Annotated in this window: 15 protein-coding genes, 3 pseudogenes and 1 CRISPR repeat array; of the genes and pseudogenes, 16 read left to right on the top strand and 2 right to left on the bottom strand. The window is 45.2% G+C overall.

Annotation, left to right across the window (positions count from 1 at the left end; all coding sequences use genetic code 11):
• Window positions 1–438 (top strand): annotated as a pseudogene (locus QUA58_RS18905) (hypothetical protein); the annotation flags it as partial.
• A 207-nt stretch (window positions 439–645) separates the two neighbouring features.
• Here QUA58_RS18905 and QUA58_RS18900 read toward each other — a convergent pair.
• Window positions 646–1,812 carry a pyridoxal phosphate-dependent aminotransferase gene (locus tag QUA58_RS18900; protein ID WP_333251986.1) on the bottom strand — a complete coding sequence of 389 codons (1,167 nt, stop codon included), beginning with the start codon at window positions 1,810–1,812 and terminating at the stop codon, window positions 646–648.
• 237 nt (window positions 1,813–2,049) lie between these two features.
• Between QUA58_RS18900 and QUA58_RS18895 the strand changes: the two genes are divergently transcribed.
• The 12 genes and pseudogenes from QUA58_RS18895 to nrdJ (QUA58_RS18845) all read left to right on the top strand — a co-directional run bounded on the left by QUA58_RS18895 (window position 2,050) and on the right by nrdJ (QUA58_RS18845) (window position 17,403).
• Window positions 2,050–2,562, top strand: coding sequence for an adenine phosphoribosyltransferase (locus QUA58_RS18895; RefSeq protein ID WP_333251987.1), 513 nt, complete (start codon window positions 2,050–2,052; stop codon window positions 2,560–2,562).
• A gap of 189 nt (window positions 2,563–2,751) precedes the next feature.
• Window positions 2,752–3,792 (top strand): ABC transporter permease, encoded by a 1,041-nt coding sequence (locus tag QUA58_RS18890; protein WP_333251988.1) that lies wholly within the window; start codon window positions 2,752–2,754, stop codon window positions 3,790–3,792.
• 96 nt (window positions 3,793–3,888) lie between these two features.
• Window positions 3,889–4,578 (top strand): annotated as a pseudogene (locus QUA58_RS31585) (leucine-rich repeat protein); the annotation flags it as partial.
• A 552-nt stretch (window positions 4,579–5,130) separates the two neighbouring features.
• Window positions 5,131–5,634 (top strand): annotated as a pseudogene (locus QUA58_RS31580) (DUF6745 domain-containing protein); the annotation flags it as partial.
• 385 nt (window positions 5,635–6,019) lie between these two features.
• Window positions 6,020–7,714 carry a hypothetical protein gene (locus tag QUA58_RS18880; RefSeq protein WP_333395240.1) on the top strand — a complete coding sequence of 565 codons (1,695 nt, stop codon included), beginning with the start codon at window positions 6,020–6,022 and terminating at the stop codon, window positions 7,712–7,714.
• Between the two features lie 65 nt (window positions 7,715–7,779).
• Entirely contained in the window at window positions 7,780–8,733 is a 954-nt protein-coding gene (locus tag QUA58_RS18875) for an ABC transporter ATP-binding protein (RefSeq protein WP_333395239.1), read from the top strand.
• 125 nt (window positions 8,734–8,858) lie between these two features.
• Window positions 8,859–10,535, top strand: a complete 1,677-nt coding sequence (locus QUA58_RS18870; RefSeq protein WP_333395238.1) for a hypothetical protein — start codon at window positions 8,859–8,861, stop codon at window positions 10,533–10,535.
• Between the two features lie 575 nt (window positions 10,536–11,110).
• Window positions 11,111–13,273, top strand: a complete 2,163-nt coding sequence (locus QUA58_RS18865; protein ID WP_333251994.1) for a DUF4394 domain-containing protein — start codon at window positions 11,111–11,113, stop codon at window positions 13,271–13,273.
• Window positions 13,274–13,447: 174 nt separating this feature from the next.
• Window positions 13,448–13,735, top strand: a complete 288-nt coding sequence (locus QUA58_RS18860) for a hypothetical protein (protein ID WP_265236994.1) — start codon at window positions 13,448–13,450, stop codon at window positions 13,733–13,735.
• 205 nt (window positions 13,736–13,940) lie between these two features.
• Complete coding sequence (gene nrdJ, locus QUA58_RS18855; protein WP_333395237.1) at window positions 13,941–15,185, top strand: ribonucleoside-triphosphate reductase, adenosylcobalamin-dependent; 1,245 nt, start codon at window positions 13,941–13,943, stop codon at window positions 15,183–15,185.
• A gap of 104 nt (window positions 15,186–15,289) precedes the next feature.
• The gene (locus QUA58_RS18850) at window positions 15,290–16,324 is read left to right on the top strand and encodes an NUMOD3 domain-containing DNA-binding protein (protein ID WP_333395236.1); all 1,035 of its coding nucleotides are present in this window, start codon (window positions 15,290–15,292) and stop codon (window positions 16,322–16,324) included.
• Window positions 16,325–16,329: 5 nt separating this feature from the next.
• Window positions 16,330–17,403 carry a ribonucleoside-triphosphate reductase, adenosylcobalamin-dependent gene (gene nrdJ / locus QUA58_RS18845; protein WP_333276568.1) on the top strand — a complete coding sequence of 358 codons (1,074 nt, stop codon included), beginning with the start codon at window positions 16,330–16,332 and terminating at the stop codon, window positions 17,401–17,403.
• A 177-nt stretch (window positions 17,404–17,580) separates the two neighbouring features.
• Here nrdJ (QUA58_RS18845) and QUA58_RS18840 read toward each other — a convergent pair whose 3' ends face one another.
• The gene (locus QUA58_RS18840; RefSeq protein WP_333395235.1) at window positions 17,581–19,059 is read right to left on the bottom strand and encodes a bifunctional orotidine-5'-phosphate decarboxylase/orotate phosphoribosyltransferase; all 1,479 of its coding nucleotides are present in this window, start codon (window positions 19,057–19,059) and stop codon (window positions 17,581–17,583) included.
• Window positions 19,060–19,314: 255 nt separating this feature from the next.
• Between QUA58_RS18840 and QUA58_RS18835 the strand changes: the two genes are divergently transcribed.
• From QUA58_RS18835 to QUA58_RS18825, 3 genes are all read left to right on the top strand, one after another.
• Window positions 19,315–19,548 carry a pentapeptide repeat-containing protein gene (locus QUA58_RS18835; RefSeq protein WP_333395234.1) on the top strand — a complete coding sequence of 78 codons (234 nt, stop codon included), beginning with the start codon at window positions 19,315–19,317 and terminating at the stop codon, window positions 19,546–19,548.
• Between the two features lie 47 nt (window positions 19,549–19,595).
• A complete protein-coding gene (locus tag QUA58_RS18830; protein ID WP_333395233.1) occupies window positions 19,596–20,306 on the top strand; it encodes a DUF547 domain-containing protein in 711 nt (236 codons plus the stop codon).
• 248 nt (window positions 20,307–20,554) lie between these two features.
• A CRISPR array of direct repeats spans window positions 20,555–21,601; the repeat unit is 37 nt; unit sequence GTTGCAATCAACCTAACTCCCTATCAGGGATTGAAAC.
• 45 nt (window positions 21,602–21,646) lie between these two features.
• Window positions 21,647–21,928 carry a hypothetical protein gene (locus QUA58_RS18825; protein WP_333376365.1) on the top strand — a complete coding sequence of 94 codons (282 nt, stop codon included), beginning with the start codon at window positions 21,647–21,649 and terminating at the stop codon, window positions 21,926–21,928.
• Window positions 21,929–22,089: the final 161 nt, after the last annotated feature.

The following is a 22,089-nucleotide window of genomic DNA, read 5'->3' as shown; positions in this document are numbered from 1 at the left end:
AAGGACCCGTGGTTGATTCTGACAGACCTCAAACCGGAGGAAGCAAACGTTCTCTGGTATGGACTACGTTCTTGTACCGAATGTGTTTACCGCGATCTCAAATCTGATGGTTGGCAATGGCAGAATACCCGTTTACTCGATCCACAACGAGCCGAACGAATGTGGTTAGTGCTGGCTGTTGCCACTTTATGGATGGTGATACTTGGTGGTGCTGCCGAACATCCATCGCCTACCTCCAATCTTGAACAACTTCCCCCTGGACATATTGCCAACAGTCAGCCCATGACCATGAAAAAACAGCGTCGGCTTTCTTGCTTTGTCCTTGGTTTGCTGACCCTGATGGCTGATTTACTCAAGAATCGAACGATTCATCTTGAGCGTTGGAGCTCTTTCCCTGATACCCCTGTAGATGAATTTTATGCCTGTAATTCCTCCTAATTGTAAAAAACCTACACCTGTCAGGGGAGAGAGGGCGGGTTTTGCACTCATAAAATCGCTTTTATCATAGATTCTTCGCTGAACCCGCCCCTACGATATACTAGGTTTTTTGGGCTGACCTACTTAGTCATTAGTGAGTTGCTACCAATGCCCAATGCCCAATGCCCAATGCCCAATGCCCAATGCCCACTGACAACTGACTAATTTTTAGATGCTGCGGACAAATTTATCGAGCCTTTCTACGGCTTTTTTAATTGTGCCTAAATCGGTGGCGTAAGACAAGCGAATGTGGTCGTCTGCACCAAAAGCAATCCCCGGAATAACGGCTACTTGCTGCTGTTCTAAGAAAGCGTCACAAAATTCCAAAGAATTCATTCCAGTCTTGCTGATGTTGACAAACATATAGAAAGCACCGTCTGGTTTAATACAGCTAATTCCAGGGATAGCATCGAGTAATTCAAATATTACCTGACGCCTTTCGGCAAAAGCTAGTCGCATTTTTTCGACAGACTCTTGGCTGCTTTCCAAAGCTGCGATCGCGCCGTACTGTGCAAAAGTACACACATTTGATGTACTGTGACCTTGAATGGTGCTGGTGGCTTTGATTAATTCGATCGGCCCAGCCAAATAACCGACTCGCCAGCCTGTCATCGAGTAAGCTTTAGCAAAACCGCTGCTGATCAGGGTGCGATCAAAGATTTCTTTGCCCAGGGAACCGATGCTGACGTGTTGGGCGCCGTCATATATAATTTTTTCGTAAATTTCGTCAGAAACGACTAAAATATCTCGATCGACTATCACCTCGGCCAATGCTTTGATTTCCGCCGGAGTATACACCATTCCCGTAGGGTTAGAAGGCGAATTCAGTACAAATAACTTGGTTTTGGGAGTAATCGCTCCACTCAGTTGTTCCGGTGTAATTTTATACCCTGTAGAAGCATCAGTCCGTACAATTACTGGCTTGCCGCTAGCGAGTTTAACCATTTCAGGGTAGCTTAGCCAGTAGGGAGCCGGAATAATTACTTCCTCTCCCGGCTCGATCAGAGCCATCATCAGATTGTAGAGGGAATGTTTGCCGCCGTTGGTGACAATGATATTTTCTGGTTGATAGTTGAGATTGTTGTCATCGCGGAGTTTGCGGGCGATCGCAGCTTTTAACTGCGGTTCCCCAGCCACAGGGCCATACTTAGTCTTCCCCGCGTCTAAAGCTTGTTTTGCCGCTGCTTTAATGTGTTCGGGCGTATCAAAGTCGGGTTCTCCCGTACTCAAACTACAGACATCAATCCCTTCGGCCTTCATGGCTTTTGCCTTAGCTGCGATCGCCAAGGTTATAGAAGGAGAAACCTCACCCACTCGTGCTGCCAACTTAATCATTGGATTTTAGATATTAGATTTTTGACTTTAGATCATAGGGCGACAAATCGTGATATTCAACCCTGTTGTTAGGGAATTATGACATTTGTTTACATAGTACGTAAAGGATTAAGCAATTAAAGAATAAAAATTAAAGAAGTTCTTAGTTTTAATTTTTATTTTTAAATTTTAAATTTTTCACGTTATTATTATACCATTTTTGATGCCTCGTTACCCTCAACCCCGATCTGCAAGCTTATGGATATCAAATCTCTGATTCGCGACATTCCTGATTTCCCCAAACCGGGAATTATGTTTCGAGACATTACAACTTTGCTGCGCGACCCGCAAGGGCTGAGCTACACCATTGACAGCTTAGCCGAAAAATGCTCTGCAATGTCTGTTGACTATGTGGTGGGCATGGAATCGCGGGGCTTCATCTTTGGCGCGCCTTTGGCTTATAAAATGGGAATAGGCTTTATTCCTGTCCGCAAGCCGGGGAAACTGCCAGGTGCGGTTCATTTTGCTGAGTACGAGTTGGAGTACGGTGTCGATCGACTGGAGATGCACCGAGACGCGATGACATCCGGCAGCCGGGTGCTGATTGTGGACGATTTAATCGCCACTGGCGGAACAGCGGCGGCGACGGCTAAGCTGTTGGAGCAAGCTGGCTGCGAGCTTGTCGGTTTTGCTTTTATCATCGAATTGCAGGCTTTGGGCGGCAGGCAGAAATTGCCGGATGTGCCGATCGTCACGCTAGTTGAATATTAGTCAGTTAACTGTTAACTGTTGACTGTTGGCTGTTGACAAATAATATCCTTTCCGTTTGCATCGGAATTATTCATCTCTCTCTTCTCTTCCTCTGTGCTCTCTGCGTCCTCTGCGGTTAAATCATTCCGATGCAACTGGAATTAATATCATTCACAAATCTAAAATCTAAAATCTAAAATCTAAAATCGCATGACTTCTATTAAGTTAAATCGAAATTGGCGAGCGTTGAGTTCTCTGTTTGGCAGCGAGACATTTACTTATGTTTTCAAGCGACTGTTGCAGGCGCTGTTAACACTATTTTTGGCATCGATGCTTTGTTTTGCAATTATTGAGCTAGCACCGGGAAATTACTTGGACACTTTGAGCCAAAATCCCAAGATTTCGCCGGAGACACTCAAGCAACTAGAACAGCAGTTCGGCTTAGATAAACCAGCTATTGTGCAGTATGGGCGGTGGCTGCAACAAATTGTGACGCGGGGGAATTTTGGCACGAGTTTTGTGTATCAGCGATCCGTAGCTTCGCTGCTGTGGGAACGGGTACCGGCGACGTTGTTGATGGCGATCGCATCTTTGATTGTAACTTGGGCGATCGCGATTCCTTTGGGAATAGTCGCCGCCGTCAATCAAAACCGCACAGTCGATCGAGTTCTGCAAGTAGTCAGCTACACCGGACAAGGATTTCCCAGCTTTATCACAGCCTTGCTGCTGCTATTTTTTGCTCAAAATACTTCGCCTCTGTTTCCCGTCGGAGGAATGACAAGCATCGACCACGCAGACTTACCTTGGTGGGGCCAAATCCTCGATTACGGCTGGCACTTAATTTTGCCAACAGTCGCCCTCAGCCTTACTGGTTTTGCTGGTTTGCAAAGATTGATGCGCGGACAATTGTTGGACGTGCTGCGTCAAGATTATATCCGAACAGCACGGGCTAAAGGTTTGCCGGACGATCGAGTAATTTACATTCATGCTTTGCGGAATGCTGTTAATCCGTTGATTACGCTATTGGGTTTTGAGTTTGCTAGTTTGTTGAGCGGTGCGTTTATTGCCGAATATTTCTTTAATTGGCCGGGTTTGGGAAAGCTGACTCTGGATGCGGTGAACAATCAAGATTTGTATTTAGTAATGGCAAGTTTGATGATGGGTGCGACGATGTTGATTGTGGGGAATTTGTTGGCAGATTTGCTGCTGAAAGCGGTCGATCCTCGGATTAAGCTGGAAGATTTGAAATAGAAGACTTAATTCAGTAACAGAAGGTACGCAAGGGCGATTTGTAATAGTCAACAGTCAACAGTCAACTGTCAACTGTCTTCCCATTATCCATGCCCCATGCCCCCTGCCCCATTACGCATCTCGGAGTGTTTTATGTCAGAAAAACAACCAAACGAGTTAATGAGTTTTAGCAGTTTTGCCGACTGGTGCAGGAATATTGAGAGTCTTTCAGAATCGACAAGACACACAGTTGAAGTGTTGTTAAAAAAGGCTGGCACTGATGACGCACAAGCAGCGGAGCAGATACTTTCAAGCATGACTGAACTGAATCTCAGCCTCAAGGCAATTACCGATATCAGCTCCCTCGGCTCGCTCACCAATCTGACAACACTGTATCTCGGCCTCAATAACATTACCGATATCAGCTCCCTCGGCTCGCTCACCAATCTGACAGAACTCGATCTCAACAGCAATTACATTAGCGACATCAGCTTCCTCGGCTCGCTCACCAATCTGACAACACTCCATCTCAACAACACTGACATTGCCGACATCAGTTTCCTCGGCTCGCTCACCAATCTGACAACACTGTATCTCAATCGAAATAGAATTACCGATATCAGCTCCCTCGGCTCGCTCACCAATCTGACCGAACTCGATCTCTACGAGAATAGAATTACCGATGTCAGCGCCTTGCGATCGCTCACCAATCTGACAACACTCAATCTCTACGAGAATAGAATTACCGATGTCAGCGCCTTGCGATCGCTCACCAATCTGACAGAACTCAATCTCCACGACAATGAAATTACCGCTATATGCGTGTCAGGCGAAGTCGCACAGAAACGTCTTACTCTCTCGACTAGACCAATTGATGGTCAAAAAGCCACAGAAGCCATCAAAGTTGTCTATGCCGCTATTGGCCTAGAAGAACCCTCCGTGATTATTTGCAGCAGTCCCCGCGACGTTTGTCCCCAAATCTTCAACAGGCTCAAACGCGAGCATTCACAAAACTGCTCAGACGAATACAGCAATAGATTGGGGGAAAATTTAAACCAGATATGGATATCCCCTATGGAAGAATTTGCAATTTCGTGGGTGTGGGAGTATGAGCTCCATAGGATCACGATCGAGTCCGAAGCCGACAGCACACTGAATTCGGCAATGTACAAAGTGGTTGACAGCTATATGCGATCGGAACGAACGATATGGAATGTTTTTTTCAAAGATTTGCTCTACCTTAACTACCCTCAAACCTCCACGACTTTGTTTAAAGAAATCTATTTAACTGAATTGTATATATCTTCAGGCGTCAATCTTTCCCAAAAGGCACAAGAAATACATCACTACCAAAAGCTGCTTTTCGAGCATTGCGGTTGGATATTTCCCTTTGAAAAGATTTGCGCGGTGTGCGATCGCCCCCGCCACCTTCGCTTTGACAGTCAAAACCGCTTGCACGCGGAAGGAGAACCTGCGATCGAGTTTGCCGACGGATGGAATTTTTACTATTATCACGGTGTCAGATTGCCTGAAACATACGGTCAAGTACACCCCGATTTGTGGCAAGCAGAATGGCTGTTATCAGAAGATAATGCCGCACTGAGGCGAGTGTTAATTCAAGGAATTGGTTACGATCGCCTAATTCAAGACTTGTCGGCAAAACAAATAGATAGTTGGCAAGAATATGCACTATTAAAAATAGATAAAGCCGATGTCGAGCCGATTTGTTTGTTAAAAATGACTTGTCCAAGTACGGGATTCATTCACGTTTTGAGAGTGCCGTTTAATCTGACATCTGCTAGGGAGGCAATTCGCTGGGTAAATTGGGATATCGATCCAGACGAATTTTCCGTGCAGACTTGAACGGGACTTATGCAAAGAAACCGTGTTTCTTGGAAAAATCTCAGATTCTGTCCGAAAAATACACAAAGAAACCCGGTTGCTGACGATTTGTTCGTAAGTTCTAAAGGATTTAAGCGATATGGTAAACCCGAATTTGGGATCGGCACGGGTTTGGCTAGATAAAAACTTATATTTTTATGAAGACTTGCGCGCGGGCGATCGCAAACCAGTTTTTTTGGGAATACTCAATTTATAGCCCCTAAAAGCAACAAAAACCCGATTTCTTTGAAGTTGATGCGGAATATCGCGTTCCGTAGATTAGCGATTTGTCATCGGGCGGGGAAGGTTTATGAGATTGTGCGATCGATCGCACATGATATTACCCATTACCAATTCCCAATTACTTATGATACTCAACTTATTCGATCGCATCGGCAATTGGAATCCCCAATTATTTCGAGAAATCAAAGGCCGCTTGAAGATTGGTAATATTGCGATCGCATCTGCCATTTCTCTCAGCGCTCAACTGCTGCTATTCATGTATTATAAGGCGCAGATAGTTGCTCCTCCTTATGGGCAGTACGATTACCCCATCAATCGCGATTTTTGCACGGGAGCTGTTTACTCTGACTATGAGAAACAGTGCGTCAGAGGTGCCTTGGGCAACTTTGCTATTAACTGGCCGCGGTGGTGGGCAGAGATGTTCATCGATCTGAGCATGTGGAGCGTTTTAGCTTTATTAGTAGCAGGGACTTATATGCTCGTCAGCAACTTAGACAAAGAGGAACGACGCGGCACGCTCAACTTTATTCGCCTCAGTCCCCAGTCTGCCAAAACAATTTTTCTGGGCAAAATTCTCGGCGTTCCAGTTCTACTTTATCTAGCAGCAATTCTGGCAGTACCGCTGCATTTGTACAGTGGGTTAGCAGGTCAAATACCGTTGTATAAAATTTTATGTTTTGATACGGCGATCGTAGCTAGCTGTGCTTTGTTTTACAGTGCGGCAATGGTATTTGGATTGACAACCAGTTGGTTGGGAGGGTTTCAACCTTGGTTGGCTAGCACTATAGCTTTAGTTGTGTTCGGGATTTCTTGTATCGACCTAACAAAAAGTGTTGTGGATTTAGGAACATTTTTGTCTGCCGCTGGTATCCTAAGATATCTAGTTTTAGGAATTGATTCATTAGGTTCACATTTAGACGAGTTGAAATGGTTTTACTTGCCAGTCGGTACAAATATTGCGATCGGCCTTGCTTTGTCTCTCTTAATTTGCGGTATGGGAACCTATTGGATGTGGCAGGGATGGCAGCGTCGCTTTCCCAATCCAAGTGCTACAGTTTTGAGCAAGAGACAAAGTTATTTGCTGGTCATCTGGTGTCAGATAATAATTTTAGGATTTGCATTCCAAGATGGAGACCCATTCAATAATTCTATCAGCGGTTTACTCATCTTGAATTTGCTGATGTTCTTGGCTTTAATTGCAGCTTTAACACCAGAAAAACAATCTTTGTACGATTGGGCAAGATATCGTCAGAAAATCGTTTCCAGCCGTCATAAATTGTGGCGGCGCTATCCGTTACTCGATCTAATTTGGAGTGAAAAAAGTCCGGCCATAGTGGCGATCGGGATTAATCTCCTAAGTAGCTCACCAATTGTTTTACTATCCTCAAGAATTTTTACGTTTGGGATTTTGAGGTATTTGGACGGAAGCGAGCTTCAATATTTTGTGGTACAGGTATTTGGGTTTCCAATCTGTTCCCTGAATCTGATCCTAATTTACGCAAGTATCACTCAACTATGCCTATTTACAAAAAATCGCAACCGGGAAATTTGGGCGGTAGGCACTGTGGGCAGCGCTATCTTGTTGCCACCTATAATTTTATCCATGCTTTTGCTGACTCCTGAAAAAGCTCCTTTCTGGTGGTTATCTTCAACATTTGCTAGTTTTTGGTCTTCTGAGTATCTCACAGCATCAGGAAATACGGTTTTGTTTGCGATACTCAGTCAGTGGACTATCTTAGCCTTGTTGAATCTGAAATTACGATCGCACCTAAAAATCGCCGGACAATCAGCTTCTAAAGCATTTTTTAAAGATCGATAGAACTCGATCTAACTCCTCTTTCTGCCAGAAATCCACCCAATCAAATTTATATCATCGCTCCAAACATGGCAAAACAACTAGCAATAGAAACCCGCGGGCTGACGAAACAATTCGATCGCCATATAGCCGTCAATGACATCGATTTGCAAGTAGCAGCAGGCGAAGTATGCGGACTCATCGGCCCCAACGGTGCCGGCAAAACTACTTTGCTGCGGATGTTGGCGGCGGCTGAGGAACCGACTATAGGGGAAATTTACATCAATGGGGATAGGTTATTACGCGATCGATCGCACCCAATTCTCAAACAGCGCATCGGCTTTCTTCCCGATGACTTTCCCCTCTACGACGACTTGACGGTTTGGGATTATTTAGACTATTTTGCCCGACTCTACAACCTCCAGCAACCGCGTCGCCGAGAGCGAATCAACTCCGTGTTAGAACTCGTGCAACTAACCAACAAGCGCAACAGCTTAATTTCCACCCTTTCGCGGGGAATGAAACAGCGCCTGAGTTTGGGGAGAACTATCATCCACGAACCGCTATTGTTGTTGTTAGACGAACCCGTTTCTGGCTTAGATCCGATCGCCCGAATGCAGTTCCGCGAAATTATCAAAGCTTTGCAAGAAGCCGGCATGACGGTAGTCATATCATCTCACGTCCTCAGCGACTTAGCCGAACTTTGTACCTGGGTTGGTATCATGGAACTCGGATATCTGGTCGAAAGCGCACCTTTACAAGAACTTTACAAACGCCTCAGCCGCCAGCAAATTTTCATGTCGGTTTTAGGCAATAAATTAGAAGCGCTAACATCGGAATTAAAAAACTTTCCTTGGGTGGAAAATTGGGCAATAATCGCGGAAACTCAACAGGTGTGCGTTGATTTTTCAGGAAGCCCGGAAGATGCCGCAAATTTATTACGGGAACTCGTCGCGGCAAACATTCCCCTAACCGAATTCCACTGCACTCAAGAAGACTTAGAAACCATCTTCCTCAAGATGGGACACCAGCAAGCATCCTAATTTGCTCATTCCCCCAATCAAATTTATTCTTTGTGGAACGGGCATCTTGCCCGTTCTTGAGAATAATTCAACAGTGAGTTATAACTGAGTCATCTGCCATTTTAGCAACAAATCACCAATAAACCATGACACTCAACTTATTAGATAAAATAGGCAACTGGAATCCCCAGTTATTTCGAGAAATCAAAGGCCGCTTGAAAATGGGCAATATGGCGATCGCCTCGGCCCTTTCCGTAAGCGCTCAACTGCTGCTGTTTATGTATTCCAGCGCCCAGATACCCGTTCCCCCTCCTAATGGCGAGTACACTTATCCCATCTATCACAGATTTTGCTTAGAGACTGCCGATTCCTCTAAGAGAAAGTGTGTCAGAGATGCCTTGGGCAACTTTGTCATTAACTGGCGGGAGTGGTGGTTGCAAATATTCATTTGGCTTAGCATCTTGAGCGTCTTAGCTTTATTAGTAGCAGGGACTTATATGCTGGTCAGTGACTTAGATAAGGAAGAACGTCGAGGCACACTCAATTTTATTCGCCTCAGTCCCCAGTCTGCCAAAACAATTTTTCTGGGCAAAATTCTGGGCGTCCCAATTCTACTGTATCTAGCAGCAATTCTGGCAGTACCGCTGCACCTGTACGCTGGATTAGCTGCTCAAATACCCCTGAGTGGAATTTTATGTTTCTACACAGAAGTTGCAGCTAGCTGTGCTTTGTTTTACAGCAGTGCGATGCTATTTGGATTGACAACCAGTTGGTTGGGAGGATTTCAACCTTGGTTGGCTAGCGCTACGGTTTTTGTTGTGTTTGGGATGTCTGTGATCCCGTTAACGCGAAGTGCTTGGGATTTGCTCACATTTTTGTCTCCCATTCCTATCCTGAGATATCTGCTTTTTGGAGTGGTTGTTAATAAAAATCATGCTTTCCATTGGTTAGTTGCAGATTTAGACAAGTTGCAATGGTTTTACTCGCCAGTGGGTACAAATATTGCGAGTGGTCTTGCTTTGTCTCTCTTCGTTTGTGGTACAGGAACCTACTGGATGTGGCAGGGATGGCAGCGTCGCTTTCCAAATCCCAGTGCTACAGTTTTGAGCAAGCGGCAAAGTTATTTGCTAGTTATCTGCTGTCAGGCAATAATGTTAGGGTTTTCAGTCCAATCAGCCCCCGCAGACTACCGTAATAATCTCGGCAGTTTACTATTCTTTAATTTGCTGATGTTCTTAGCGTTAATTGCAGCTTTAACATCTGATAGACAATCTTTGTACGATTGGGCGAGGTATCGGCAACAAATCGTTCCCAGGAGTCAGAAATTGTGGCGGCGCTACCCGCTACTCGATTTAATTTGGAGCGAAAAAAGTCCGGCTGGAGTCGCGATCGCAATTAATCTCCTCAGTTCAGTCATAATTTTAACACCTTTGACGCTGTTTCAAAAAAATGAAACACAAGATTTTTGGGGCGTAATTTGCTCCCTGAATCTCATCCTAATTTACGCAGGTATCACCCAACTATTCCTATTTACAAAAACCCGAAATCAGGAAATTTGGGCCGCAGGCACTGTCGGTAGCGCTATCTTGTTGCCACCTCTGGTTTTATCGATGCTGTTGCTGACTCCAGACAAAGCTCATATTTTGTGGTTGTCTTCAACCTTTGCTAGCTTTGGGTTTTCGTCTTCTTTTACAGCATCAGGAAATACTATTGTGTTCTCCATACTCAGTCAGTGGACTGTCTTGGTCTTGTTGAATCTCAAATTGCGATCGCAACTGAGACTCGCAGGGCAATCAGCTTCTAAAGCACTGCTGAAAGCTTGAGAAAGCAGGGGAAGGGATCAAATGTGAAACTCCGATTCAGGCAGGGTTTAAACCCCTGCCTGAAAGCTTAAGTCGTCTGAAAACGACTGTTAAACTAACTTATTATGCCAATTCCGCATTGATAATCCACTTTATATTGAGCGATGGTTGTCACGGCTACACACACAAAGCCCACCTTCGGAGGCTTTAAGATTAAAGTTGAAAAATAATTTCTGACTGGACAGATCCAAAATTATAGATTCAGCGTATATTACTCATGAACGCAGTACAAAATTTCATAGGTTCGCACCGCTAAAAATTTCAGCTTGCCTGTTTGCAGTTGATCTGCGATCGCCCCCTTGCTGCACAGCCAACTATAAAATACGGCTAAGCGATCTGTATTTAGGAGTGAGTTTATTTGAATCGGGGGGAGGGTTTATGTATCATTTTAGCTGCGTGTAATACTTTTATGGCAACCAACCCCTACAGCCGAAAATAAGAAAAACTATCCTAAAAGTGCGAATTTGTGATATTTTGACTGAGAATACCGCGGCCGTTAGGCCACAGAACTATCAAAATTAGAGGGTGATTACAGCATGGCAGAAATTAGAGGTACCTCACAAGCAGACTTGGTAGCCGGAACTCCAGAAGATGACCTAATTTTTGGTTTGATGGGCAATGACACCGTTGCCGGAAACTCTGGTAATGACAGCATTTATGGAGGTAAACAAAGCGATTTTATTGAGGGCAATTCTGGTCAAGATTCGCTTTTTGGAGATTTAGATAACGACACTATTAACGGCGGAGAAGGTAACGATTTTTTAGTGGGCGGAAAAGGCAGCGATTCCATATCGGGCAACTCCGGGAATGATGTTTTGTCGGGCGATCGAGATACTGATATCCTGATAGGCGGAGACGGGGCAGACGTATTTGTTTTGAGGCGCTACGCTGAGGCTGAGCCTTTCCGTACCAGCGGCGGTGTTAATTTGGGAAACGCGGACGCGATCGCCGATTTTGTACCAGGTACAGATTTAATCGGTTTGGGCGAAGGTGTCAGTTTTAGCGACTTAAATATTCTGGAAGCAGGAAACAATACTGTTATTCAAGACCGCGTAACAGGAGAATTTCTCGCTACTCTCCAAGGGGTGAGACAAAGTGCGATTAACCAGGCAAGTTTCACTAATAATATTGGCAGCGTTGTTCCCACCCCCCCGCCTGCCGCGCGGACAACGGCTTATGCTTTAACTCCTGCTAATCGGATTGTCGGTTTTAGTCTTTCCAATCCGGGAAGTGTGATCTCAGATTTGCCCGTGACTGGATTGCAAGCGGGAGAAAGTTTGCTGGGAATTGATTATCGCCCCGCTAACGGTGTGCTTTATGGTGTGGGTTCTAGCAATCGCTTGTATACTGTCAATCCGATGACTGGGGAAGCAAGTCCAGTGGGTAACGGGCAGTTTGCTGTTCCTCTAACTCCGGGGGCTGCGGGTTTTGATTTCAATCCGACAGTCGATCGAATTCGGTTTGTCAATCAAGCCGATCAAAACGCCCGCCTCAACCCAGATACCGGGGCAACTGTGGATTTTGACACGCTGGCGGGGGGAGTTCAACTCGACGGGAATTTGGCTTATGTTGCGGGCGATCGCAATTTTGGAAGTTCTCCGGCTGCTGCAGGGGCTGCCTATGTGAATAACTTTGCAGGGGCAACTTCGACCACACTATTTGCAATTGACAGCGATTTTGATGTTTTGGTGCGACAAGATCCGCCGAATAATGGAGTCTTGAATACGATCGGATCTTTGGGAGTTGATGCTACTAACGTTCTCGGCTTTGATGTCAGGAGTATTGGTGGCCGCGAGGTAGCAGTGGCGGCGCTGGAAGTTGGGGGCATTTCCGGGTTGTACAATATCAATTTAGGTAGCGGTCAAGCTTCCTTTGTCGGTCAAATTGCCGACGGAAGACAGATTAACGGTTTGGCTTTGCCTTTGCCTACAGCTTACGCCTTAACTGTCAGAAATGGCGCTGAAACAATTGTCGGTTTTAACGAGGCGGCACCGCGGGCGATTCTCAGCGACGCAGCAGTTACCGGATTGCAGCCGGGAGAAAGTTTGCTGGGAATAGATTTTCGCCCCGCTAACGGCCAACTTTACGGTGTTGGTTCTAGCAATCGCTTGTACGCCATCAATCCGGTGACTGGGGCTGCAAGTCAAGTCGGTAGCGGGCAGTTTGCTGTTCCCCTAACTCCGGGGTCTGCGGGTTTTGATTTCAATCCCACAGTCGATCGAATTCGGTTTGTCAATCAAGCCGGTCAAAACGCCCGCCTCAACCCTGATACTGGGGCAATTGTCGATACTGACACGCTGACGGGGGGAATTCAACTCGACGGGAATTTGGCTTATGCTGCGGGCGATCGCAATTTTGGCAATGCCGGCGCGGCTGGGGGGTCTGCCTATCTGAATAACTTTGCAGGGGCAGCTTCGACGACATTATTTGCAATTGACACCAATTTAGACGTTTTGGTGCGGCAAGATCCGCCGAATAATGGAGTGTTGAATACGATCGGATCTTTGGGAATTGATGCTGGTACCGTTCTCGGCTTTGATGTCAGGAGTGTTGGCGGTAACGAGAGGGCTTTGGCTGCGATCGAGGTTGGCGGAGTTTCCAGCCTGTACAATATCAATTTGACGACCGGTCAAGCTTCGATTGTCGGTCAAATTGGCGATGGCAGGGGATTTAAAGGCTTAGCACTGACTTTGATTTAACTGCTAAATTCTCATCGATTTTAGATTGATTTTAGGCATCAATTATGTACTTTTTAGGTATAAAGTTGAAAAAAAATCAACTTTTATACCATCGGAAATTGTCAGTCTAAAATCCTTTGGGCAATTCCCAATTCCCAATTTGAGGTAACATATTATTTTGACAACCTAGATAAGATGTTATCTCAAGTTTTTTACTTGCTACGTTCTCGTGCTGACGGCAAATATATCAGCGCTTGTCCCAATCCAGATTCGGCGGTGAGTTACCTGCTGATGTTTCGCGAAGACTATGACGCTTTGAGCTATCTCAACGCCCACGCTGCTGATGTTGCCGATCGATTCGGAGTAGAATCGATTTCCGGTTCTCAGGTAAAAAAGCTACTCGAACGTTGGGGATTTAACGGTGTGGGGGTTGTTCAAGACCCGCTGCTGCCGAATATTGAGTTTTTATTGACAAAGAATTGACAATTAACAACATTTGTGTTTAACCCGGTTTCTGGAAGAGATCGGGTTTTTTGGTGAAGTTTTTGGCCGATCGCGCGATCGAGCTTGTCAACTTCCGTGCCCCATATCTAGTGCAAATTGTCAAATATATTAACCTTTTACCCTAAATCTGAATCCTGTTGTATATTCGTAGTTTGATATATTCCGACACGTCAGTACACAACCTATGGTTCGAGAATTAGAGCGATCGAGTGCCCGCGAGAAACGCAACCAGTCGGATTTTCCCGAAACAGCACCCGCAGCCAATCCAGTATTTTTTAGGACGTACAGCCGCCGTACCGAGACAGGGCGGGAGACTTGGGCCGAAGTGTGCGATCGAACAGTCAAGGGGCTCCAAAAGCTCGGAAACCTCACCCCCGAAGAAACACAACTGCTGCACCGGATGCAAAACGAGCTCAAAACCCTCGCTTCAGGTCGCTGGCTGTGGGTAGGCGGCAGCAAATGGATCGAACAACCAGAGAACTTTTCCGGCGCATATAATTGCTCCTCAACCAATATTCTCGACTGGCGCGCCTTTGGTTTGTTGATGGATTTGGCAATGATGGGCTGTGGCACAGGGGCAGTCTTGGAACCACAATACATCAACCAACTGCCCCCGATCCGCAACCGCTTAACCGTGACAGTCCAAGGTGCGATCGGTTCTACACCCGCTTTAGAGCGCCGCCAAGAAACCGAAGTAAAAATAGACGAAAAAACCGCCACTATTTATGTCGGAGATTCCCGCCAAGGTTGGGTAAAATCCTATCAAGCTTTGCTGGAATTATCCACAGATGAAAGGTTTGCAGGAACAGCTCGAATTTACATCGATTTGAGCGACGTTCGCCCGGTGGGAGAACCTTTAAAAGGCTTTGGCGGAGTAGCAAATCCGGTGAAATTGCCCGACCTTTATCAGCGGTGCGCCGCAATTTTGAATAAGGCTCAAGGGCGGCAGTTAAATTCAGTAGAATGCTGCGTATTGATTGACGAAGCGGCGGTCACAATCGTCGCTGGCAATATTAGAAGGAGCGCGGGAATTCGTCAGTTTGATTCTAGTGATCAACTGGGGGCAAATGCTAAAAACAATCTGTGGCAGCAAGATGAAAGTGGCAACTGGAAAATTGACCCAGAGCGAGATGCTTTGAGAATGGCAAACCACTCTCGCGTTTTTCATCATAAACCAACGCGGGAAGAATGTATTGATGCCGTTCGCCAACAGTATTATAGCGGCGAAGGTGCGATTCAATGGGCCGGTGAAGCTGTAGCTCGATCTAACGTTGATTTACTTTCAACACCAAGTCTTAAACTTGAATTTTTGAAAGCTTACGATGAAGGAAAAGCTAAACAGTGGTTGCAGGAACGTCATCCTAATATGACTGCGGAAGAATTAGAGCATCGGTCAGTCCGTTTGGGCTTAAACCCGTGTGGTAAGTAATTTTGCCTCACGTTAAAAACCTCGCAAATACGGGGAAAGCTGAAATGCTAATCCCGTGGTAATCAGAAGAAATAAAAAGCTTTTGACACCGTACAGCGTAGAGAGTGAAACTAGATTACAATGAAAAAAGCAATCTAGAATATAATCTCTCCAAGAGTGTGGGGGCGCGTATGACAAGCACCTTCTATGGCTACTCAGGTTTCTACGGTGAGCATTGTTTAAGGTCAAGCCTTGAGTACATTTACGCGAAATACCTGGACTACATGAAAATTGGCTGGACATACGAACATAAAACTTATTTACTCTCGAATGAAGTTCGGTACAAACCAGACTTCCTTCTTGAAAATGGTGAGTATGTCGAAATTAAAGGCACTTTTAATTATCAAAGTGACTTGCCAAAAATTCAGCGTTTTGAGTCTGAGTACAACGCAAAAGTTACGATTATTCAAGAAAAGGGCTTAAGACAACTCATCAAGGATACTCCTTTTGTATTTGAGCATTTGAAACAGGAATGGAAATCTCATGCTAAGGTAAGAGGCATGGATAATTTCGGAAAGAAAAACCCTATGTATGGTGTTACTCAATCTGAAAGTACCAAAGCCAAAATCAAAGCTAAGGCGAATGCAAGATTTGCCGACCCTAGTTTCAAAGAGAAGTTTCTCAATAGTCCCAAGCGAAAAGCATACCATGAGTCACGCAAGGGAAAGAAAACAGGTGCGTTAGTACCTAGATTTATTCTTACTTGTGAATTTTTTCAGAACAGTTTTGAAGTTATACAACACAAAGTATCCAAGCGTCGTTTTTGTTCAAAAAATTGCTCTGTCCAATCGCAGCATGGAAAAACTTCAACAACTAATTCTGATATTCAAACATTAGCTCATACTTTTGCCTTGGATAATTATGAAGCCCTCTTATCTGTAAAGTTGAATAACCTAAAAGAGCTTTTTCAACCTTTACATGACTCAATACAAAAAGAAAATAACATTCTGGATATCAGAACAATATCTCAGATTGTTACAGGTAAGCCATGTAGCAGAAAGGAACTCCTCTATTATTTGAGGGAATACGCGCAAAAGGTACGCGGAGCTACTGCGAAAAATCAAGCAGTAGAACTAGAGGATAAAAAGCCTTTAGGGTAACATAACTGGAAATCATCGGCTCTAACTTCCACTGTAATCTTTCTGAGGTTCACCTCAATCAAATTGATCCTTACAATTTCAAAGAACAGGAGGAAGCTTTCACTGCTGCAGGTTTATCTGTCGCGGTACTTCTCAATCACAAATTCCTCGAACCGCGCTATCAATACAGCCGCGAATTAGACCCGATCGTCGGTGTATCTTTTACTGGATTGTTCGATTTCTTCGTTCATGCTTTCGGCGTTGAGTGGCTGCGCTGGTGGGTGGAAGGCCGCCCGCAAACTTCGCAAGGAATCGCGTTTAAACAGCGGGAAGAAGAGTATTTGACTGGTTGGCGGGAGATTGTGAATCGGGTAGTTTGGGATTATTGCGATCGCCATTCCTTAAAACGCCCCAATCGCTGCACAACCGTACAACCATCCGGTACTAAATCTCTGCTCACAGGCGCTTCTCCGGGGTGGCATCCGCCCAAAGCCCAGCGTTTTATTCGCAGAATCACTTTCGGCAAAAACGACCCTGTAGCCCTCGCCTGCATCGACTACGGATACAACGTGATTCCGTCTCAATCTGACAAAGATGAAAACGGCAATTTGCTCAACAATCCCTTCGATGAACGCTGTACAGAATGGCTGGTAGAAATACCAGTTGCGGTAAGTTGGGCTGACTTGCCCGGTGCTGATGAAATTGACATTAACAAGTTCTCGGCTGCCGCACAAATGGACTTTTATATGCAGGTGCAAAAGTTCTATGTCAGACACAACACTTCGGCGACGATTGAGTTGCGGGAAAATGAAGTAGAAAGTTTGGGTACTCGGATTTACGAAGCGATTCGCGATGACGAAGGCTACATTTCCGCAGCACTTTTGGCTCGGTTTGATGCTCTGGAAACTTTCCCGCGTTTGCCCTTTGAACCGATAAATAAGGAAACTTACACCAAAATGGTAGCAGAGGCTTTATCGCGCCGCGAAACTGAAGTTTTTCACGTAGCTTTGAGCCGTTATGATTTGGGTGAAATGATGGATTCTGGGCCGGCGGGCTGCGATTCTGATAAGTGTTTGATGCCGGAAACTAAGGCTATGTAATAGCCTTGAAAGAAATCCCCCAAACGGGGGATTTTTTTATGTTTAATTGCAGATAAACATAAAATCGTAGATACTGTCTTGACCCAATACGGTTTACTTAAGAGGGCAAAACCCGCTCTCTTAAGTAAACCGTATTAGATTATCGTTGGTAAAACCCGGCCCTACAGGAATTGGGGTTTAATGTTCCGCTGTCAAAAGATTGAATTGCTCGGTATCAATGCGACTTGCTCGATACAAAACTTCAGCTATTTCCGAAAGCGCTAACACAGAATGGGCGCGATAACCGTTGGTCTGCAATTTATCTTTAACTCCCTGTTCGTGGTCGATTAATACCACGATATCTTCCACATTCAACCCAGCCGATTTTAACTTGCCTGCGCCTTCCATCACGCTTTTGCCACTAATCAAAATATCATCGACTACGACAATCGTTTCTCCTGCATTAAAATGCCCCTCAATTAATTTGCCCGCACCGTAAGTTTTCACCTCCTTGCGCGGGAAAATCATCGGGCGTTCCATCCGCAATGCTAAACCCGTTGCTGTGGGTAAAGAACCGTAGGGAATTCCCGCAATGCGATCGAATTTTAAATCCTTGAGAATGTCTGCATAAGCGCTGACAATTTGATGGAAAATCTGCGGAATAGAAATTATTTTCCGCAAATCGATGTAATATGGAAATACGGCTCCCGATGCTTGTACGTGGTCGCCAAAAACTACGCAGCCGATGTCATAAAGTTGCAAGATTAAATCGCGGTGAGGTTCCGGTTGTAAAAAGCAAACATCCGGCAGCCACAATTCGCAAGTGGGACTACCTTCGATCGCCCGCAGCCTCAGTTTATTAATACTATCCCGCAATTTCTCAATTTCTCGGCGCGGCTCTTTTCCCGCTAATAAACTTGGGGGGACTGGCAGCAATAAATCTTCACCATTCTTGCTTAAACCGGCCGCCAGCAGTTGTGCGAGGTCGTTTTCTTCTGTGAGGTCATTTTCTGCGGCGATGTCTCCTTCGACTAAAATTAGGCGTTCAGGAGCCTCTTGACGGATGCGGGCTAAGATATCCGGCATTACTCCTACTTCTAAACCGACTTTTTCGGGAGTTCCCCAAGTTTGAGAGAGTCGGACTAATTGCAAGTAAAAAGGGTTGTTTGGCGTCGGGTATTCTTGCACAGCCGCGGCTGAAGGGTTGGCGGTGGCACAGAGGACAAAAACAGTTTTTCCAGCGTATAACAAAAATGGCGCTACTTGGTCGAATCCGGGATAGGGACTTAAAGTAATAGCGTCAACTCGCCAGTCTTGAAATACAATTTTGGCAAACACTGTGCTGGTATTTAAATCGCAGTGTTTGGCATCTAAAATTACTGGCAGGTGAGGGGGAATAATTGTTAAAATTTCTTGCAGCAATGCCCAACCGGGAATACCGAGAGATTGGTAAAAACCGAGGGTGATTTTGCAGGCACAGATTAAATCGGCTGTTTGGTCGATCGCACTTTTTAGCTTTGAAAACAAATCCGTTACAAAAGTTTGAGTTTCTTCCCCAGTCATGGAAACCAGCGCGGGCAAGGTTTCCGGGTCGGGGTCGAGGGCTAAATAAAGCAAACTTTGATTGGTTTCAACAGCCGCTAACAGTTTATCGAAAAAGTTGGTTCGATCCGTCATAGTGTGTTATGGAGGTAAGGGGAATTTAAAAAATTGCAGCTCAAAGTGGGAGGGGTGTTGTGCCGGAAGAAACCGATCCCCGTTGAAATTGAAATTAAGAATCTTTTAAAATTGTAGAAGGTAAAGAGCAGGAAATCTGTAACTTTGGGAGCAGTTTCATGGGGAATGATTTTCGGGTTGGCTACACCAGTGATTTCACCTAAGCCGCAGCAAGTCAATTAGTTGTGTTAAACTAACCAGTGTCCGGGCGACGATTTGAGCAGCATTCACCTACGGCACGCGAGTTTAGCAAATGCAGATTTGAGAGGATCAAATTTTAGGGAAGCTAATTTATCAGGGGCAAATTTGAGCGGCGCTTCTTTGTGGCAAGCTAATTTACAAGGCGCTAATTTGAGCGATGCTAATTTAATCCAGAGCCCGTTTGAGGGGGTTAATCTAAAAAATGCTACCGTTGCAGGTGTTATTTGGGTTGACGGTAGTATTAAATAGAAGCAGAAGCTAAAGCAATGCCCGCCTTATATTAGGGATAGTAATAAATGATCGGTACGATCGACTTTACGATTTGGGACGAGTTGCTGCAACGCTACGTTGACGATTTCGGCCGCGTCAATTATCGGCGCTGGAAAGCTGAGGGGGCGGATGTTTTGAGGGCGTGGCTGGAAAGTTTGGCGGATGTGGATTTGGCGGATGTTACTGATGCGGATGCGCGGCTGGCGTTGTGGCTGAATGCGTATAATGCGATCGCAATTTCTCAAGTTCTGGAAGTATATCCGATCGCGTCCATCCGTCCCAAAGTTTTTGGAATTCCCAACTGGCTGAGTTTTTTGGATTTTTTCACTCGTTCAAATTCGATTATTGGCGGCAAAAAGTACAGTCTCAATCAAATCGAACACGCAATTTTGCGGCCGGAATTTGCGGAACCGCGCATCCATTTTGCATTAGTTTGCGCTGCTGTCGGGTGCCCGCTGCTGCGCCGGGGGGCTTATTTCCCGGAGTCGCTACGGACTCAACTAGAAGCGGATGCCAGCCGTTTTATTCACAATCCTGATAAGGTGCGATATGATGCCGAGAAAAAGACGCTTTATTTGAGCAAGATTTTTAAGTGGTACGGCGAGGATTTTGTAAAGGCGGCGGGTTCGGTGGCTGAGTATGTGGGCGGTTATTTGGGGCCGGAGGCGGCTGTGGGTGATGGATTGGCGATCGTTTTTTTGCCTTACGACTGGAATTTGAATCGGGTTGAGGGTTGAGTTTTTCGTCTATGGGTAGGTGTTTTTTTGAGGGGGTAATTTTTTTCGGTTGTATCAGTTGCGTAGTATGGGTTTAAGACATTTTAGAAAAAATCCGACGCAAATGCTGTATTGCTTGCTGTGAAAGGTTTTGAGGCTTGTTGAAAATTTTGCCTCTTGACAGGTCGATCTTGAAATGGTACTTTTAATATGTACAGACGCAAACGAACCTTGAAAACTAAATACAGTAAGATTTTCAGAAACTAACTGTTGCAATCAACCTAACTCCCTATCAGGGATTGAAACAAATTAAATCAATTCACCAGTTACTCTAGGAAGGTTGCAATCAACCTAACTCCCTATCAGGGATTGAAACCGGCTGATTTCTGCGTCAGTTCGATCAAGCAATTCCGGTTGCAATCAACCTAACTCCCTATCAGGGATTGAAACTGCATGAATCTTCCAAATTAGCGATCGCATCCGACCGAAAGTTGCAATCAACCTAACTCCCTATCAGGGATTGAAACCGGCTGTAGTTGACAATGCTTTGCCAGATATTTTGTTGCAATCAACCTAAATCCCTATCAGGGATGGAAACTTTTCAAATCAACAAAGATATTTAACAGAATGAGTTGCAATCAACCTAAATCCCTATCAGGGATTGAAACTGAATTAACAGAGTGTGAGCGATTAGTGTTTCGGTTGCAATCAACCTAAATCCCTATCAGGGATTGAAACTTTACTTCAGAGACTGCGGTGAACATTGCTTTTAGTTGCAATCAACCTAACTCCCTATCAGGGATTGAAACAAAAAATTTGCAGTAGTGAAAGCACGTCCCGTATCGTTGCAATCAACCTAACTCCCTATCAGGGATTGAAACGAGTCTTTGCCGCCAGACCAGCCGATGACGATCGGATGTTGCAATCAACCTAAATCCCTATCAGGGATTGAAACATTGAGCTCATAAAATTATCGTCAGCCTTGGGCTTTGCCGCGTTGCAATCAACCTAAATCCCTATCAGGGATTGAAACTGAATAATGGCAACCGGACACTTGACAAACACTGTTGCAATCAACCTAAATCCCTATCAGGGATTGAAACTTTTGCCTCCAGCAATACACTGAAGTTTTCCAACCTGTTGCAATCAACCTAAATCCCTATCAGGGATTGAAACGAGAATGCTTTAATGGGTTTTGGGGCGGCGCTGGTTTCAATCAACCTAAATCCCTATCAGGGATTGAAACTGACCTAATGCCGCAAAAGCTCTACCAGAAATTGTTGCAATCAACCTAAATCCCTATCAGGGATTGAAACATGATATTTTAGTGTTTAACCCAAACATTTTGAGAATCCGATTTTATGGCTCTAATCAAATGTTCAGAGTGTGACGGTAAGGTTGCCTCAACTGCTACTAACTGCCCTCACTGCGGTGCCCCTGTTGGTGGTAAGCGCGCTACTCAAATCGAGGGTGCTAATGCTTTGATTTTGCTCGGTTCGTGCGTTGTGGGTTTGTTTTTAGGTGTTTTTCTGTCTCGGTTTGCCAGTGAAGACCAAATCAACTTGCGGGTAGCCTTGGGCTTTGCCGGCTTGATAGCTCCCCCTGCCGCCGCGCTGGTGTGGTCGTCGCGACGGCAAAAGTAAGATTTATGCCGATCGCCGTTGCAATCAACCTAAATCCCTATCGGGGATTGAAACTTTCGGAAGTATTCAGGAGAGGAGGAGACAGGAGGAAAGAGGGTATTCTTCTCCTGACTCCTGACTCCTGACTCCTTCTTCGCCGCAATCAAACTAAACCCCTATCA

Origin of the sequence: Microcoleus sp. N9_A1 (genome assembly GCF_036701795.1) — a bacterium.
GTDB lineage: Bacteria > Cyanobacteriota > Cyanobacteriia > Cyanobacteriales > Microcoleaceae > Microcoleus.
This window is presented reverse-complemented; position numbering and strand designations above follow the sequence as displayed.

Coding starts and splice junctions, on each gene's coding strand:
- QUA58_RS18865 (WP_333251994.1), top strand. CDS start 11,111: ATGGCAGAAATTAGAGGTACCTCACAAGCAGACTTGGTAGCCGGAACT.
- QUA58_RS18875 (WP_333395239.1), top strand. CDS start 7,780: ATGGCAAAACAACTAGCAATAGAAACCCGCGGGCTGACGAAACAATTC.
- QUA58_RS18895 (WP_333251987.1), top strand. CDS start 2,050: ATGGATATCAAATCTCTGATTCGCGACATTCCTGATTTCCCCAAACCG.
- QUA58_RS18890 (WP_333251988.1), top strand. CDS start 2,752: ATGACTTCTATTAAGTTAAATCGAAATTGGCGAGCGTTGAGTTCTCTG.
- QUA58_RS18825 (WP_333376365.1), top strand. CDS start 21,647: ATGGCTCTAATCAAATGTTCAGAGTGTGACGGTAAGGTTGCCTCAACT.
- QUA58_RS18900 (WP_333251986.1), bottom strand. CDS start 1,812: ATGATTAAGTTGGCAGCACGAGTGGGTGAGGTTTCTCCTTCTATAACC.
- nrdJ (WP_333395237.1), top strand. CDS start 13,941: ATGGTTCGAGAATTAGAGCGATCGAGTGCCCGCGAGAAACGCAACCAG.
- QUA58_RS18840 (WP_333395235.1), bottom strand. CDS start 19,059: ATGACGGATCGAACCAACTTTTTCGATAAACTGTTAGCGGCTGTTGAA.
- QUA58_RS18870 (WP_333395238.1), top strand. CDS start 8,859: ATGACACTCAACTTATTAGATAAAATAGGCAACTGGAATCCCCAGTTA.
- QUA58_RS18880 (WP_333395240.1), top strand. CDS start 6,020: ATGATACTCAACTTATTCGATCGCATCGGCAATTGGAATCCCCAATTA.
- QUA58_RS18830 (WP_333395233.1), top strand. CDS start 19,596: ATGATCGGTACGATCGACTTTACGATTTGGGACGAGTTGCTGCAACGC.
- QUA58_RS18860 (WP_265236994.1), top strand. CDS start 13,448: ATGTTATCTCAAGTTTTTTACTTGCTACGTTCTCGTGCTGACGGCAAA.